14 protein-coding genes and 1 tRNA gene are annotated in these 14,013 nt (G+C 66.7%); 9 read left to right on the top strand and 6 right to left on the bottom strand.

All coding sequences use genetic code 11. The features are described from left to right. Positions 1 to 28 precede the first annotated feature (28 nt). Positions 29 to 1,672: a DNA repair protein RecN gene (gene recN / locus K5880_RS11935; protein WP_297652166.1), complete on the top strand. Its 1,644-nt coding sequence runs from the start codon at positions 29 to 31 to the stop codon at positions 1,670 to 1,672. Between the two features lie 15 nt (positions 1,673 to 1,687). Continuing rightward, positions 1,688 to 2,614, top strand: a complete 927-nt coding sequence (gene rapZ, locus K5880_RS11940; protein WP_297652169.1) for an RNase adapter RapZ — start codon at positions 1,688 to 1,690, stop codon at positions 2,612 to 2,614. On the opposite strand, the gene mutY is transcribed toward rapZ, so the two are convergent. The 3 genes from mutY to mutM all read right to left on the bottom strand — a co-directional run bounded on the left by mutY (position 2,611) and on the right by mutM (position 6,579). Continuing rightward, complete coding sequence (gene mutY, locus K5880_RS11945) at positions 2,611 to 3,708, bottom strand: A/G-specific adenine glycosylase (protein ID WP_297652172.1); 1,098 nt, start codon at positions 3,706 to 3,708, stop codon at positions 2,611 to 2,613. The genes rapZ and mutY overlap by 4 nt on opposite strands. Beyond that, positions 3,705 to 5,651, bottom strand: a complete 1,947-nt coding sequence (locus K5880_RS11950) for a dynamin family protein (protein WP_297652175.1) — start codon at positions 5,649 to 5,651, stop codon at positions 3,705 to 3,707. The genes mutY and K5880_RS11950 overlap by 4 nt, the downstream gene beginning before the upstream one ends. Positions 5,652 to 5,763: 112 nt before the next feature. Further along, a complete protein-coding gene (gene mutM / locus K5880_RS11955) occupies positions 5,764 to 6,579 on the bottom strand; it encodes a bifunctional DNA-formamidopyrimidine glycosylase/DNA-(apurinic or apyrimidinic site) lyase (protein WP_297652176.1) in 816 nt (271 codons plus the stop codon). Positions 6,580 to 6,670: 91 nt separating this feature from the next. Here mutM and K5880_RS11960 point away from each other — a divergent pair, with 91 nt between their 5' ends. The 7 genes from K5880_RS11960 to pth all read left to right on the top strand — a co-directional run bounded on the left by K5880_RS11960 (position 6,671) and on the right by pth (position 12,554). Further along, positions 6,671 to 8,452, top strand: a complete 1,782-nt coding sequence (locus tag K5880_RS11960) for a tetratricopeptide repeat protein (RefSeq protein ID WP_297652180.1) — start codon at positions 6,671 to 6,673, stop codon at positions 8,450 to 8,452. Then, positions 8,449 to 8,949 (top strand): lipoprotein insertase outer membrane protein LolB, encoded by a 501-nt coding sequence (locus K5880_RS11965; protein ID WP_297652184.1) that lies wholly within the window; start codon positions 8,449 to 8,451, stop codon positions 8,947 to 8,949. The genes K5880_RS11960 and K5880_RS11965 overlap by 4 nt, the downstream gene beginning before the upstream one ends. Positions 8,950 to 8,963: 14 nt before the next feature. Continuing rightward, a complete protein-coding gene (gene ispE, locus K5880_RS11970; RefSeq protein ID WP_297652615.1) occupies positions 8,964 to 9,842 on the top strand; it encodes a 4-(cytidine 5'-diphospho)-2-C-methyl-D-erythritol kinase in 879 nt (292 codons plus the stop codon). Positions 9,843 to 9,933: 91 nt separating this feature from the next. Beyond that, positions 9,934 to 10,010 (top strand) — tRNA-Gln (locus K5880_RS11975). Between the two features lie 96 nt (positions 10,011 to 10,106). After that, positions 10,107 to 11,081 (top strand): ribose-phosphate pyrophosphokinase, encoded by a 975-nt coding sequence (locus K5880_RS11980; protein WP_297652186.1) that lies wholly within the window; start codon positions 10,107 to 10,109, stop codon positions 11,079 to 11,081. Positions 11,082 to 11,183: 102 nt separating this feature from the next. Continuing rightward, positions 11,184 to 11,816, top strand: coding sequence for a 50S ribosomal protein L25/general stress protein Ctc (locus K5880_RS11985; protein WP_297652189.1), 633 nt, complete (start codon positions 11,184 to 11,186; stop codon positions 11,814 to 11,816). A gap of 78 nt (positions 11,817 to 11,894) precedes the next feature. Beyond that, positions 11,895 to 12,554, top strand: a complete 660-nt coding sequence (gene pth / locus K5880_RS11990; RefSeq protein ID WP_297652192.1) for an aminoacyl-tRNA hydrolase — start codon at positions 11,895 to 11,897, stop codon at positions 12,552 to 12,554. Here pth and K5880_RS11995 read toward each other — a convergent pair. Genes K5880_RS11995 through rsmD form a run of 3 tightly spaced genes read right to left on the bottom strand, consistent with a single transcriptional unit; the run spans position 12,506 to position 13,986 of the window. Next, on the bottom strand, positions 12,506 to 12,802 hold the full coding sequence (locus tag K5880_RS11995) for a YfhL family 4Fe-4S dicluster ferredoxin (protein ID WP_297652195.1): 297 nt from the start codon (positions 12,800 to 12,802) through the stop codon (positions 12,506 to 12,508). The two genes, pth and K5880_RS11995, sit on opposite strands and share 49 nt — an antisense overlap. A gap of 11 nt (positions 12,803 to 12,813) precedes the next feature. Further along, positions 12,814 to 13,332, bottom strand: a complete 519-nt coding sequence (coaD, locus tag K5880_RS12000) for a pantetheine-phosphate adenylyltransferase (protein WP_297652198.1) — start codon at positions 13,330 to 13,332, stop codon at positions 12,814 to 12,816. A 36-nt stretch (positions 13,333 to 13,368) separates the two neighbouring features. Next, positions 13,369 to 13,986, bottom strand: coding sequence for a 16S rRNA (guanine(966)-N(2))-methyltransferase RsmD (rsmD, locus tag K5880_RS12005; protein WP_297652201.1), 618 nt, complete (start codon positions 13,984 to 13,986; stop codon positions 13,369 to 13,371). Positions 13,987 to 14,013: the final 27 nt, after the last annotated feature.

Genomic DNA, 14,013 nt, shown 5'->3' on the forward strand with positions numbered 1-14,013 from the left:
TTTCTCACCTGCCGCACCGCCCACCTTCATGAGCCTCAGACGCATCGTTTTGCGCGACTTCGTCATCGTGCAGTCCCTGGACCTGGAACTCGGCCGCGGTTTCGGCGTGCTGACCGGAGAAACGGGCGCCGGCAAGTCCATTCTGATCGACGCACTGCAACTGGCACTGGGCGCCCGCGCCGACAGCGGTGTGGTACGCGAAGGCGCGACCCGCTGCGACATCGCAGCGGAGTTCGACGTGCCGGCCTCGCTCTTGCCCTGGCTGGAAGCGCAAGGATTCCCTCTGGAGGAAAGCCTGCTGCTGCGCCGCACCGTCGACACCGATGGCCGCAGCCGGGCCTGGATCAACGGCAGCACGGCCACCGTAAGCCAGCTCAAGTCTCTGGCCGACGGGCTGGTGGACATTCACGGCCAGCATGCCTGGCAGAGCCTCACACGCGCCGACGCAGTGCGCGATCTGCTCGACGCCTATGCCGGCGTCGACACCGGCCCTGCCGCACGGGCCTGGACGCAATGGCGACAGCGACGCAAGGCACTGGACGCAGCCACCGAGAAACAGAACACGCTGCGGCAGGAAAGCGAGCGCCTGTCCTGGCAGATTGCCGAACTCGACAGGCTCGCACCCCAAGCCGGGGAATGGGAAGAGCTCAATGCGCGGCACGGGCGCCTGGCCAACGCCCAGGCCCTGCTTGACGCGGCGCAGACCGCCGCCAGCGCACTGGATGAAGACGATGCCAATGCGGCGGCACTGATCCACCGAGCGCTCGCGGCGCTGCAGGCCCAGGCGCACATCGAACCGCGGTTCGCCAGCGCGATCGAAGCACTGGACGCCGCGCTGGCCCAGGTGCAGGACACCGTGCACGACCTGCACCAGTACGGCCGCCACACTGAACAGGACCCCGGCGGCCTGGAAGCGCTCGACCTGCGTCTGTCGCAGTGGGTGTCGCTCGCGCGGCGCTTCCGCCGCACGCCCGAGGAGCTGGCGGAGACGCTGACGCAATGGAAGACCGAACTCGCCCAGGTCGACCAGGCGCTGGATATCGAGGCCCTGCAGCGCGCCGAGCAGGCGGACTGGAAAAGCTTCACCAGCGCACTGCAGGCGCTCACCAGGGAACGAAAGAAGGCCGCCCCGAAACTCTCCCGGGCCGTCACCGCCACCATGCAGACACTGGGCATGCAGGGTGGTGTGTTCGAAGTGGCCCTGCTCGCGCTGGAGGACCCCCAGGCCCATGGGGCGGAACAGGTCGAGTTCCGTGTCGCCGGGCATGCTGGCGCCACACCCAAGCCGGTGGGCAAGGTGGCATCGGGCGGTGAACTCTCGCGCATCGCACTGGCCATTTCCGTCGTCACCAGCCGTCTGGGGCAGGCGCCCACGCTGATCTTCGACGAGGTGGACGCGGGCATCGGTGGCGCGGTCGCGCACACCGTCGGTCAGCTGCTGCGCCAGCTCGGCCGGGACCGGCAGGTGCTCGCAGTGACCCATCTGCCCCAGGTCGCCGCCTGCGCCGACCATCACTTGCTCGTGAGCAAGCAGGCCACCGGCCACCAGACCCTGAGCACGGTCGAAGCCATCGCCACCGAGGCCCGCGTGCTCGAACTCGCGCGCATGCTGGGCGGTGGCGAGAGCTCCGAGATTTCCCTGGCCCACGCCCGCGAAATGCTGGACGCCTGACCCGGTGCCGCAACCATGACGACGCCACATACCGACCTGCCCCTTCAACTGGTCATCATCACCGGCATGTCCGGCTCCGGCAAATCGGTCGCCATCACGGCACTGGAGGATGTGGGCTTCTATTGCGTCGACAACCTGCCGCCCGAACTGCTCGAATCCTTCGTCGAGCTGGAGCAAAGCCACAACGCCCCAAAAGTGGCTATTGCCATGGATGTGCGCAGCGCTGCCTCCCTGCCCGGCCTGCCCCGCCGGCTCGCGCAACTGCAGCAGCGCGCCAAGCGGCCCATTCAGCTGACCACCGTGTTCCTCGATGCCACCACCGAGACCCTGGTACGCCGCTTCTCCGAAACCCGCCGCCTGCACCCGCTCTCACTCAGGCAGGCGCACGATCAGCACCAGGTCCTGACCGATGCCATCGAGCACGAACGCGAGTTGCTGGCGGAGCTGCGCGAGCAGGCGCTGGTGCTCGACACCAGCCTGATCCGGCCCGCGCGCCTGCGCAGCCAGATCAAGGACCTGCTGGGAGCCACGCAGGCGCCCATGACCCTGGTGTTCGAGTCCTTTGCCTTCAAGCGCGGCATCCCCATGGACGCCGATTTCGTGTTCGACGTGCGCATGCTGCCCAACCCGCACTACGAGCCCGAACTCAAACCCCTCACCGGGCTGGACGCACCGGTGGCTCAATACCTTATGGCGCAGCCCGATGTCGTGCAGATGGCGCAGCAGATCACCACTTTCCTGCGCCACTGGCTGCCCCAGATGCTGCGCGACCACCGCAGCTATGTCACCGTGGCCATTGGTTGCACCGGTGGCCAGCACCGCTCTGTCTATCTGGTGGAGCGGCTCGCGAACGTCTTCGCCCAGGAATGGTCCACGCGGGTGCGTCATCGCGAAGATGAACACTGGCCCGGGCCAGCCAGTCACGCCGCCGATCCGACCTAAACCCGTGTCGAGAGCAGTTGTCGCACGGGCGCGGGGAGGCCGTGCGCGGCCAACGCCGTCGCTTCCACCCACTGCCCGGGCGGCAACCCCACTGTCCTGGCGGCCTCACCCAGATCGAGCAACAGCGGATGCAACCGCAGCTCGCGGTGCGTCAGGCTGTGCGCCACGGGCTCCAGGGCCCGCAACTGTTCGCGCAACGGCGCCTCCAGCGAAGCCAGAAGGGTCGCCTCGTCGGCAAACACCGGCGGGCAGTACAGGCCGGCCCAGATGCCCACCGGTGGGCGGCGTTCCAGCCAGAAGCGGCGTTGCCCCCCTCCCGATGTGTCCTGCGCCACCAGCAACCACCATGTCTCGAAACGGCGCAGCACCCGCCGCGTCCTGACCGGATACCGCTGAGTCTGGCCCGACTCACGGGCGCGGCACACAGCCTGCACCGGACATTGTCCGCACTGGGGGCGGGTGCGCAGGCACACCGTGGCACCCAGGTCCATCAGCCCCTGGGTGTAGGCTGTCATGTCACTGTGGGTGGGTGCGCGGGGCAGCAGCGCCTGGGCCAGCGACCAGAGCTCGCGCTGCGGGCCTGCATGTGCCAGATCGCCGTCGAATGCCAGCAGTCGGGACAGTACCCGCCGTACGTTGCCGTCGAGAATGGAGACGCGTTCGCCGTGGCAGAAGGCCGCGATGGCCGCAGCCGTGGAAGCGCCTATGCCCGGCAGGGCCTGCAGGCGTTCGGCCGTCTCGGGGAACACGCCACCATGCTCGCCCATCACCACCTGCGCGCACCGGTGCAGATTGCGCGCCCGGCTGTAGTAGCCCAGGCCGCTCCACAAGGCCATCACCTCATCGGCCGAGGCGCGGGCGAGGCTGGACACATCGGGAAAGCGCTCCAGGAAGCGGGGGTAGTAGGACAGGACCGTACCAACCTGGGTCTGCTGCAGCATCACCTCGGACAACCACACGCGATAGGGGTCGTGGGTGAGCTGCCAGGGCAAGCCGCTGCGCCCTTCCTGACGTTGCCACTCGATGAGCAGTGGAGCGAATCTTTCCGGCACCGCAAGGCCACCGGTGCGGGAGGGCGCCTCCGCGCGGCTCATGCCACCAGGGCTTCGTCGGCGGGTTCTTCTTCGGGGGCAGCGAGCAGGTGATCGGTCAGCTCGGCCAGCTTGGCGTCGAGCAGATTGAGCTCGGCCTGGTGCGACTGCAGTTCGCGAATGCGCTCATCCAGGCCTCCGGCGGCCTGCTGGATGCGCGAGACCGCCTCGATGCGGCGGCTGAAGTTGCGACGGCGCTCGCGCAGCTGAGCGTCGAGCTGCGCGGCAGCGGACTTGTTCCAGAGTTCCACCTCATTGACCGCCGTGTCGTAAACCACCCGCAGCCGGCTCATGAGTGCACGCGCCAGACGTTCGGCAAATTCAGGCTGCGCGAGTCGCAGCGCGTTGCCAAGACTGAGGTATTGCAGGTGGCTCTTCTCGATGAGGTCGAGGTCCCTGGCGTACTGGCCCAGCCGGGGCGGCGTAGGTGCCTGCAGGGAAAAGCCGTATTCGGCATTGAGGTTCTTGAAGCTGCCCTCCAGCATGGACTGGATGTCGCCCGCCATGCGATCGGCCTTCGCGAGGTCGGCGCGCAGGCGATCAAAGGTATGGTCATAGGCGCGACGCACGCCGAGTTTGATGCCGGGCTGCTTCAGGGCTTTGCTCAGCGTCGCCACCTCGGCCTTGAGGTGCGACGCGCTGAGCATGGCGAACAGGTCCTTGAGCAGGCGCAGATGCACGGAGCGCACAGCCTGGATCTTGGCGCCACTGGCGTCGAAATCGGCTTGCTCCTGCTCGATGCGCAGGCGCATCTGCTTGATCACGCCGGTGTTCTTGCCACGCAGGCCTTCAAGCTCCTGAATCTGCTCGACCAGGTCGCGCGCCCGCGTGTGCACCATGCGACCGGTTTCCGTGCGCAGTGCCTGGATGCCATTGGCCACGGCCGCGCCCAGGATCTTGCGGCGCTGCCCCAGCAGGTCTTCGCCGAGCGCGGTCTCCAGCTCCATCAGGTTGCTCGCGGCGAGCAGTTTCTTGTCGCGGTGCACCTTGGCCAGCAGCCCCTTTTGCGCCGACACCGCCAGCACCTGCCGCGGCGACAGGCCCAGGATCTCGGCCGAATCGGTGCGCTGCGATGCGATCTGCAACTGCACCTGCTCAGGTGAACTCAGCGCGTCCCACATGGTGTCGATCTTGTTGAGCACCACCAGGCGCGACTCGCGCCCCTCGCCCAGCACGGACAAGTGCTGGCGCCAGATCGTCAGGTCTGACTTGGTCACGCCGGTGTCGGCGGCGAGGATGAACACCACCGCATGGGCCTGGGGCAGCAGGCTCACCGTGAGTTCTGGCTCGGCACCGATGGCATTGAGGCCTGGGGTGTCCAGAATCACCAGGCCCTGCTTCAGCAAAGGATGCGCCATGTTGATCAGGGCATGGCGCCACTTCGGCACCTCGATCAAACCATCGGCGCCGGGCAAAGGGTTGTCCTCGGGCACCTCGTCGTGCCAGAAACCCAGGGCCGCGGCCTCGGCCTGCGAGACGCGGCGCACCTCGGCCACTTTCTCGATGGCGCGCGCCAGCTGCTTGGGGTTGTTCACGTCGAGGTCGACACGCTCCCATTTGTCCGGCGCATTGCGCCAGTCCAGCAGCGACTGTGGTTGCAGGCGGGTCTCGATGGGTAGCAAGCGCAGGCAGGGCGGGACTTCCGCGTCGTAGCCGAGCTCGGTCGGGCACATCGTGGTGCGGCCGGCGCTGGCCGGCATGATGCGGCGGCCATAACCAGCAAAGAACACCGCGTTGATCAGTTCGGACTTGCCTCGCGAGAACTCGGCCACGAAGGCCACCATGATCTTGTCGTTCTTGACCTGCGCATGGAGCTGGTCCAGCCGCTCGTGCACGCCGGGCTCCATCAGGTCGTGATCGGTCAGCCACTCCGACAGGAGCTTCAGACGCAAGGCGAACTGCTTGCGCCACACACCGTGCTGGTCAAATTCCTGATTGAAGCTCATGGGCCTGATTCTCTGACAATCGGTCAATATAGCATCGGCATGCGGGAGAAAGCTGACCGGTGTTTGAGCCCGACAGCCGGGCGGCCGCAAGCGTGAACAACCGTTCAGAGCATCATTTCTTCTGACACGAAGGACAGAAAAACGTGGATCGCTGTCCTTGCCGCATCGCCTTGACCGATGAACCGCATACCCTGCACGGCAGGCCCTCGCGCCCGTAAACCATGGCGTCGAGTTGAAAGTAGCCGCTCTGCCCCTCGGCACTCGAGAAATCGCGCAACGTGCTACCCCCGAGCGACACCGCCCGCTGCAGCACGGAGACGATGGCGCCATGTAAGCGCGCGGCGCGGGGCTTGCTCAGCCGGTCGGCCCGCAGCGCGGGATGAATGCCCGCCATGAACAGAGCCTCCGAAGCGTAGATGTTGCCCACGCCCACCACGACGTCGCCCATGAGCAGCACTTGCTTGATGGCCGCGCGTCGCAGCCGCAGCGCGCGGTGAAACTCCAACGGGTCGAAACCGGCCTCCAGGGGCTCCACGCCCAGACCGCCCAGCAGCCGGATCGCGCTGGCGTCGTCCAGCGAACGCGCGTGCACCACGGCGCCAAAGCGCCGCGGGTCGTGCAGGCGCAGCACGCCCTGGTTGGTCTGCAGTTCGAAGTGGTCGTGCTTGCCGCGCGGCGGAAGGCTGGGCGCGAACTGCAGACTTCCCGACATGCCCAGATGCACGAGCAGCAGCCCCTGGTCCAGATGTACCAGAAGATACTTGCCGCGGCGCGCCACCGAGATCACCTGACGCCCTGCCAGCGCGGCGGGTTCGCAGCCCAGCGGCCAGCGCAGCGGTTTGCCCATCGACAGGGCAAGCACCCGTGCGCCCGCGATGCGCTCGGCAAAGCTGCGACGGGTGACTTCGACTTCGGGCAATTCGGGCATGGTGGCGGATTTCGTGCACAGGGCCGGAACGACGGTACGGTCTTCGGATCACACCGCGATGCCCGTCATTTCCACCCATTATCATGAGCCGATGAACACCTTGCACCGCACCGCCACCCTGGTCTTGCTGGGCCTGGCCTTCGGCGCGGCGGCACAGCCCACGTCGCCCAGCGCGCCTGCCACCAGCACAACCGCAGCGGCCTCGCCAGCAGGTGAACCTGCCGTGGAGAACTCCGACCTGAACGCGCCGCTGTTCTACCAGTTGCTGCTGGGCGAGATCAACGTGGTGGGAGGCGAACCGGGCGCGGGCTACTCGCTGCTGCTGGATGCCGCGCGCAAGCGCAAGGACCCTGATCTCTACCGCCGCGCGGTCGACGTGGCCCTGCAGGCCCGCTCGGGCGAAGCGGCGCTGACCGCCGCCCGCGCCTGGGCCCAGGAGTTGCCTTCGAGCCCGCAGGCCAACCGTTTCGTGCTGCAGATCCTGCTGGCGCTCAACCGCGTCGCGGAGACGACCCCCGTGCTGCAGGCCATCCTGCAGGCGAGCCCGGTGATCGAGCGCAACGACACCATCAACGCCATCCCGCAAACCTATGGCCGGGTGACCGACAAGGCCCTCGCTGCCACCGTGGTGCGCGAAGCCCTTGAGCCCTCGCTCAAGCAGCCTTTTCACGCCGCGGCGGCATGGACCACGCTCGGTCGTATGGAGCTCGCGCAAGACCGGTTGCCTCAGGCACTGGCCGCTGCGCGCAAAGGGCACGGCATCGACCCCGCTTCGCCTTTCCCCGCACTGCTGGCACTGGAGTTGATGGAGCGGGGACAAGCCGACGCGGAAGTGCTGGTGCGCGAGCATCTGCAGGCGAACACGACGCAGTCACCCAGCAACTTCGCCGTGCCGCTGGCCTATGCCCGCATCCTGGTCGACCTGCAGCGCAACAGCGACGCGCGCACCCAGCTCGAGTCCCTCACCACGCGCCAGCCCGAGCAGGCCGAGCCCTGGTTGCTGCTGGGTTCGCTGCAGCTCCAGGACAACGCCCTGCCACAGGCAGGCGCCTCACTGCAGAAGTACATGGCGCTGGCGCGCCAGGCTGGCGACGAGCGCTCGGCCCGCAGCCTCACGCAGGCCTATCTGCTGATGGCCCAGATTGCAGAACAGCAACAGGACTTTCCGACCGCCAACGCCTGGCTGGACCGTATCGAGAACGTCGACGACATCCTGGCAGCCCAGATGCGGCGAGCCTCTCTGCTGGCCCGGCAGGGGCAGATGGACAAGGCCCGCGAGCTGCTGCGCAGCCAGCCCGAGCGCCGGCCCGAGGACGCCCGGCTCAAACTCGTGGCCGAGGCCCAGTTGCTGCGGGATTTCAAGAACTGGCAGCAATCCTACGAGGTGTACAGCGAAGCCGCCGCCCGCTTCCCTCAGGACACGGACCTGATCTACGACCAGGCCATGATGGCCGAGAAGGCCGGCAAGCTGGTGGACATGGAGCGCCTGCTGCGCCAGCTGATTGCCGCCAAACCCGACCACCACCATGCTTACAACGCTCTGGGCTATTCGCTGGCCGATCGCAACCTGCGCCTGCCCGAGGCCAGGCAACTGATCGAAAAGGCGATCTCTCTGGCACCGGGCGACGCCTACATCCAGGACAGTCTGGGCTGGGTCGAATTCCGCATGGGCAACACGGTGCAGGCGCTGACCATCCTGCAGGGTGCATATGGCAAGCGGCCCGATCCGGAAATTGCGGCGCATCTCGGCGAGGTGCTCTGGACCACGGGTCAGCGCGAGCAGGCCCTGAAGATCTGGCGCGAAGGCCTGCTGCTCTCCGCCGACAATGAAACGCTGCAGGAAACCTTGAAGCGCCTGCAAGTGCAGCCATGAGCCCGCATGCCTGGCGCGGCCTGCGCAGCTTTGGCTGCGTCCTGGCAATGGCTTCGCTGCTCACGGCTTGCGCCACCCGCCATCCCATGGAGTCCAGTGGCGAGGCGGTCTGGATCGGCCGCCTGTCCCTGCAGGTGGACAGCACACCACCCCAGTCGTTCTCATCCGCCTTCGACCTGCGCGGCGCTCCCTCGGCGGGCGAGCTGCAGTTGAGCTCCCCCTTGGGCAATACCCTGGCCACCGTGGTCTGGACACCCCGCAGCGCCGAGATGCGCCAGGGCGCCCAGATCACCCGCCGCGGCAGCCTGGATGAACTCACCACCGAACTCAGTGGCACGGCGGTTCCGGTGGCCGCGCTGTTCGGCTGGCTGCGCGGCGAGCAGGGTGACGTGCCCGGCTGGCAGGCAGATCTGTCGCGCCAGCCGCAGGGGCGCATCACGGCGCGGCGCTCCTCCCCCTTGCCCACCGCCGAACTGCGCGTGATCTTCCAGCCATGACGCTGGCCATCCCCTTGCGCCGCCTGTCGGACGTGCCGGCACCCGCGAAGCTCAACCTGTTCCTGCACATCACCGGCCGTCGCGGCGATGGCTACCACCTGCTGCAGTCGGTCTTCATGCTGGTGGACTGGAGCGACCGGTTGCATTTCGAGCGCCGCGACGACGGTGACGTCAGCCGTGAAGACCTCACGCCCGGCCTGTTGCCGGCCGAAGACCTCTCGGTGCGCGCGGCGCGCGCGCTGCAACAGGCCACTGGTTGCCAGTTGGGGGTGCACATCGGTCTGGAGAAGCACCTGCCAGCCGAGGCCGGCATGGGCGGCGGCTCGTCGGACGCGGCCAGCACCCTGCTGGCGCTCAACCGCCTCTGGAACCTGGGCCTGAACCGCGCGCAGCTGGCCGCCATTGGCCTGCAACTCGGTGCCGACGTGCCGTTCTTCATCGGCGGGCGCAACGCCTGGGTCGAAGGCGTGGGCGAGCAGCTCACCCCGGTGGAGCTGCCACCAGCGCGTTTCATCGTGGTCAAGCCGCCCGTTGGCGCCTCCACGCAACGCATCTTCAGTGCGCCAGAGCTCAAGCGGGACACAAAAACTGCTACAATCCAAGGCTTTGCTGCAAACGACTCGCGAGAGGGTCCGGTGCTCGATCTCCAGAAAATTCTGGCCTTCGCGCACAACGACCTTCAGCCCGTGGCGCAGGCGCTGTGCCCCGAAATGGGGCGGTGCATTCAATGGCTCGATGGCCAGGGATTGCAGGGGCGCATGACCGGATCGGGCACCGCCGTATTTGCGCATCTGCCGCAGACCACGAACCTGGCGGGCGCCCCCGGCGACTGGACGGTTCGCGAATGCAGCAACATGGATGCCCATCCATTGCTCGACTGGTGCTCCGATTAGAATCGGCAGCGCACAGCCCGGGGCAGTGGTTGTGCAACCTGCGACGTTTTTGGTGGGTCGTCTGGCTTAGCGCCGAACGATCGACCTGCGTAGGGGAGTCGCCAAGTTGGTAAAGGCACTGGATTTTGATTCCAGCATGCGAGGGTTCGAGTCCTTCCTCCCCTGCCACCCGTTCAACCGAAACACGTACCGGAACGGCCATCCCGGATGGCCTTTTTTTGACGGTGATCCCCTGGGGCCGTCGTTCTTACCGCTGGAACCACCATGCAAGTTCAGCCCCCGGATTTCATGATCTTCACCGGCAATGCCAATCCGGTGCTTGCCTCCGAGATTGCCCAACACCTCGGCACCCAGTTGGGTGCCGCCAATGTGGGCCGCTTCTCAGATGGTGAAGTCACGGTGGAGATCACGCAGAACGTGCGTGCGCGCCATGTGTTCGTGCTCCAGTCCACCTGCTCGCCGACCAACGAGAACCTGATGGAACTGCTCATCATGGTCGACGCGCTCAAGCGCGCCTCGGCCGAGCGCATTTCCGCGGTCATCCCCTATTTCGGCTATGCCCGCCAGGACCGCCGTCCGCGCTCGAGCCGCGTGCCGATCAGCGCCAAGGTGGTGGCCAACATGCTGCAGACCGTGGGCGTGAACCGCGTTCTGACCATGGACCTGCACGCCGACCAGATCCAGGGCTTTTTCGATATCCCGGTCGACAACATCTACGCCTCGCCGGTGCTGCTGGGCGATCTGCGCCAGAAGAACTACCCCGACGTGCTCATCGTCTCTCCCGACGTGGGTGGCGTGGTGCGCGCCCGTGCGCTTGCCAAGCAGCTCAACTGCGACATGGCCATCATCGACAAGCGCCGCCCCAAGGCCAACGTGTCGGAAGTGATGCACGTCATCGGCGACATCGAGGGCCGCAACTGCGTGATCATGGATGACATGATCGACACCGCAGGCACACTGGTCAAAGCCGCCGAGGTGCTCAAGGAGCGTGGCGCGAAGAACGTGTATGCGTATTGCACGCACCCCATCTTCTCGGGCCCGGCCATCGAACGCATTGCCAAGGGCAACGCCCTTGACGAGGTGGTGGTGACGAACACCATCCCCCTGTCGCAGGCCGCGCAGGCCTGCTCCAAGATTCGCCAGCTCTCCGTGGCACCGCTGATGGCCGAGACCATCGCGCGCATTGCCTCGGGTGAGTCGGTCATGAGTTTGTTTGCCGATCAGGACAACCTCTTCTGAGAAGAGACTGACGGCAGCAAAAAGCGGGCGGCCTCCATGGTGGGGGCGGCTCTTTTGAAACAGAGGCGTTCTGGTCGCGGAACCCCTCCATCGGAGAATGTCATGCAATTTGTCGCTTTTGAGCGCGCCAAGCAGGGTACGGGTGCGAGCCGCCGTCTGCGCAACACCGGTCGCGCGCCCGGTATCGTTTTCGGCGGTGAGACGCCTGCCGCCACGATCGAACTCGATCACAACGCCCTGTGGCACGCCCTGAAGAAGGAAGCGTTCCACTCGTCCATCCTCGACATGGAACTGGCCGGCAAGGTACAGAAGGTGTTGCTGCGCGACGTGCAGTACCACCCGTACAAGCCGCAAGTGCTGCACGTGGATTTCCAGCGAGTGGACGAAAAGACCCGCCTGCGCAAGAAGGTGCCGCTGCACTTTGTCAACGCCGAGAACTCGCCTGCCGTGAAGATCGACAAGTGTGTGATCAGCCACGTGATGAACGACATCGAAATCGAATGCCTGGCCACGCAGTTGCCCGAGAACATCGAGGTCGACCTGGGTGAAGTCGTCAAGGGCGCCACCGTGCACACTGGCGACATCAAGCTCGCCAAGGGCATCAAGCTGGTCATGCATGGCCGCAAGAACCTCACCGTCGCCACCGTGGTCGAGCCGGTGGAAGAAGTGGTGGCAGCCCCCGTGGTCGCCGCCGTGGACGACAAGAAGGCAGCCAAGGGCAAGGGCAAGAAGTAATCTCGCCGTGTGTTCCTGATTGACGGCCCGCCCTGTGCGGGCCGTTCTGCTTTTGACGCTGCACCGATAATTCCAGCCATGATCAAGCTCATCGCCGGCCTGGGCAACCCGGGGCCAGACTACGAACACACGCGCCACAACGCCGGCTTCTGGTGGGTGGACGAGGCCGCGCGGCTGCTCAAGGTCTCACTGCAGATGGAGCGGGGCCATTTCGGCCTGGTTGCGCGCGCCAGCGTTGTGGGTCAGAGTGTGTGGCTGGTCGAACCGCAGACCTTCATGAACCTCTCGGGCAAGTCGGTAGCCTCGGTTGCCCGGTTCTTCAAGATTGCCCCCGAGGAAGTGCTGGTGGTGCACGACGAACTCGACCTGCCCCCCGGAGAGGTCAAGCTCAAGCGGGGCGGTGGTCACGCGGGGCACAACGGCCTGCGCGACATCCACAGCCAGCTCGGCAGCGCGGACTACTGGCGCCTTCGCGTGGGTATCGGCCACCCCGGGAACAAGAACGACGTGGCGAACTGGGTGCTGAAGAGACCCTCGCCCGATGACCGTATCGCGATCGTGCAAGCGCTGGACCGCTCGCTCAGGGCCTTGCCGCACCTGATCGCGGGCGAAATGGACAAGGCCACGGCGCTGATCCACACCAGCAAGCCCCCGCGGCCGAAACCCCCAAGGCCCGCCGGCGCGGCGACTCAGGCCGAGGCAGGTGGCGGAGCCTCACCGCCCGTGGACAAGGGCTGAACGTCCTTCTGCAGGCGCTGGTACTTCTGCCACAGCGTCTCGCGCGACTCGATGTGCTCAGGGTTGACCGGAATGCAGTTCACCGGGCAGACCTGCACGCACTGGGGCTCGTCGAAATGCCCCACGCACTCGGTGCAGCGCGCCGGGTCGATCTCGTAGATCTCCTCGCCCATGTGGATGGCCTGGTTCGGGCACTCGGGCTCGCACACGTCGCAGTTGATGCATTCGTCGGTGATCAGCAGAGCCATGTGCGTCGCTCCTAGGCTTGCAAGGGTCTGGGCGCCAGCCGCGCCGCCACCGGTGCGCTCACCATCTGCGACACATCACCACCGAGCTGCGATATCTCGCGCACCAGCGTGCTGGAAATGCATTGCAGTTCGGCCTGCGGCAGCAGGAACACCGTCTCCACTGCCGGGTGCAGCTTGCGGTTCATGGCGGCCATCTGGGCTTCGTAGTCGAAGTCGGTGATGTTGCGGATGCCGCGCACCACGGCACAGGCGCCCTGCTGGCGGCAGAAGTCCATGATGAGGCCCTCGAACGGCAGCACGCGCACCCGCCCGGGCATGCGCGCGGCGACCTCGGCCACCATGTCCAGCCGCTCCTGCAGCGTGAAGCGGGTCTTCTTGTGGTGCGCAATCGCCACCGCGATGATGACCTCGTCGAACAGCTGCGCGGCGCGGCGCGTCACGTCCTCGTGGCCCAGGGTGACGGGGTCGAAGGTGCCGCTGTAGACCGCCAGGCGGCCCGCCGCGCCGGATGTGGCAAGGGCTGAACTCATGCGGAAGATTATGCGCGAGGGGCCCGCAGGCCGGCCTCACTGGGGCGGCAATGGCCGCAACAGGTGAAAGGCCACCGCGCCGGCCTTGCCCTGGCGGTGCAACTGCAGTCCGAGCCGGGCCAGTTCGTCGTCGCCCCAGGGCCGGGGCGCTTCGAGGTAGATGAGGCCGTCCTCGCGCACCGCCTGGCGCGCCGCAGCCAGCGCCGCGAAGTACAGGGCCTCGTTCTGGCCCTCCCCAAAAGGCGGGTCGAGGAAGACCACATCCCAGCCCTGCCCGACACGCTGGCGCAGCGCGGCCACGCCGTCGCCGCGCTCGATGCGCACGCCGGCGGCCTTGAGCTGGGTCGTGATGCGGCCGAGGTTCGCCAGCAGCGCGCCGTCCTGTTCGACCAGCACGACCTCGGCGGCGCCGCGCGAGGCCGCCTCAAGGCCCAGCGCGCCCGTGCCCGCAAAAGCGTCAATGCAGCGCCAGCCACCCAGGTCCTGGCCCAGCCAGTTGAACAGCGTCTCACGCACGCGCGAAGGGGTCGGGCGCAGTCCCGGGCGGTCGGCCACGGGCAGTTTGGTGCGCTTCCAGAGGCCGCCGATGATGCGCACCTCGTGCGGGGCACTGGCGGCGGCTCGGGCTGTGGAGGCTGCGGCAGGCTTTTTCATGGCTGCGAGCTTACGCGAGCCGTGTGA

The organism is Hydrogenophaga sp. (assembly GCF_025699295.1).
In the GTDB taxonomy this organism is placed as follows: domain Bacteria; phylum Pseudomonadota; class Gammaproteobacteria; order Burkholderiales; family Burkholderiaceae_C; genus Hydrogenophaga.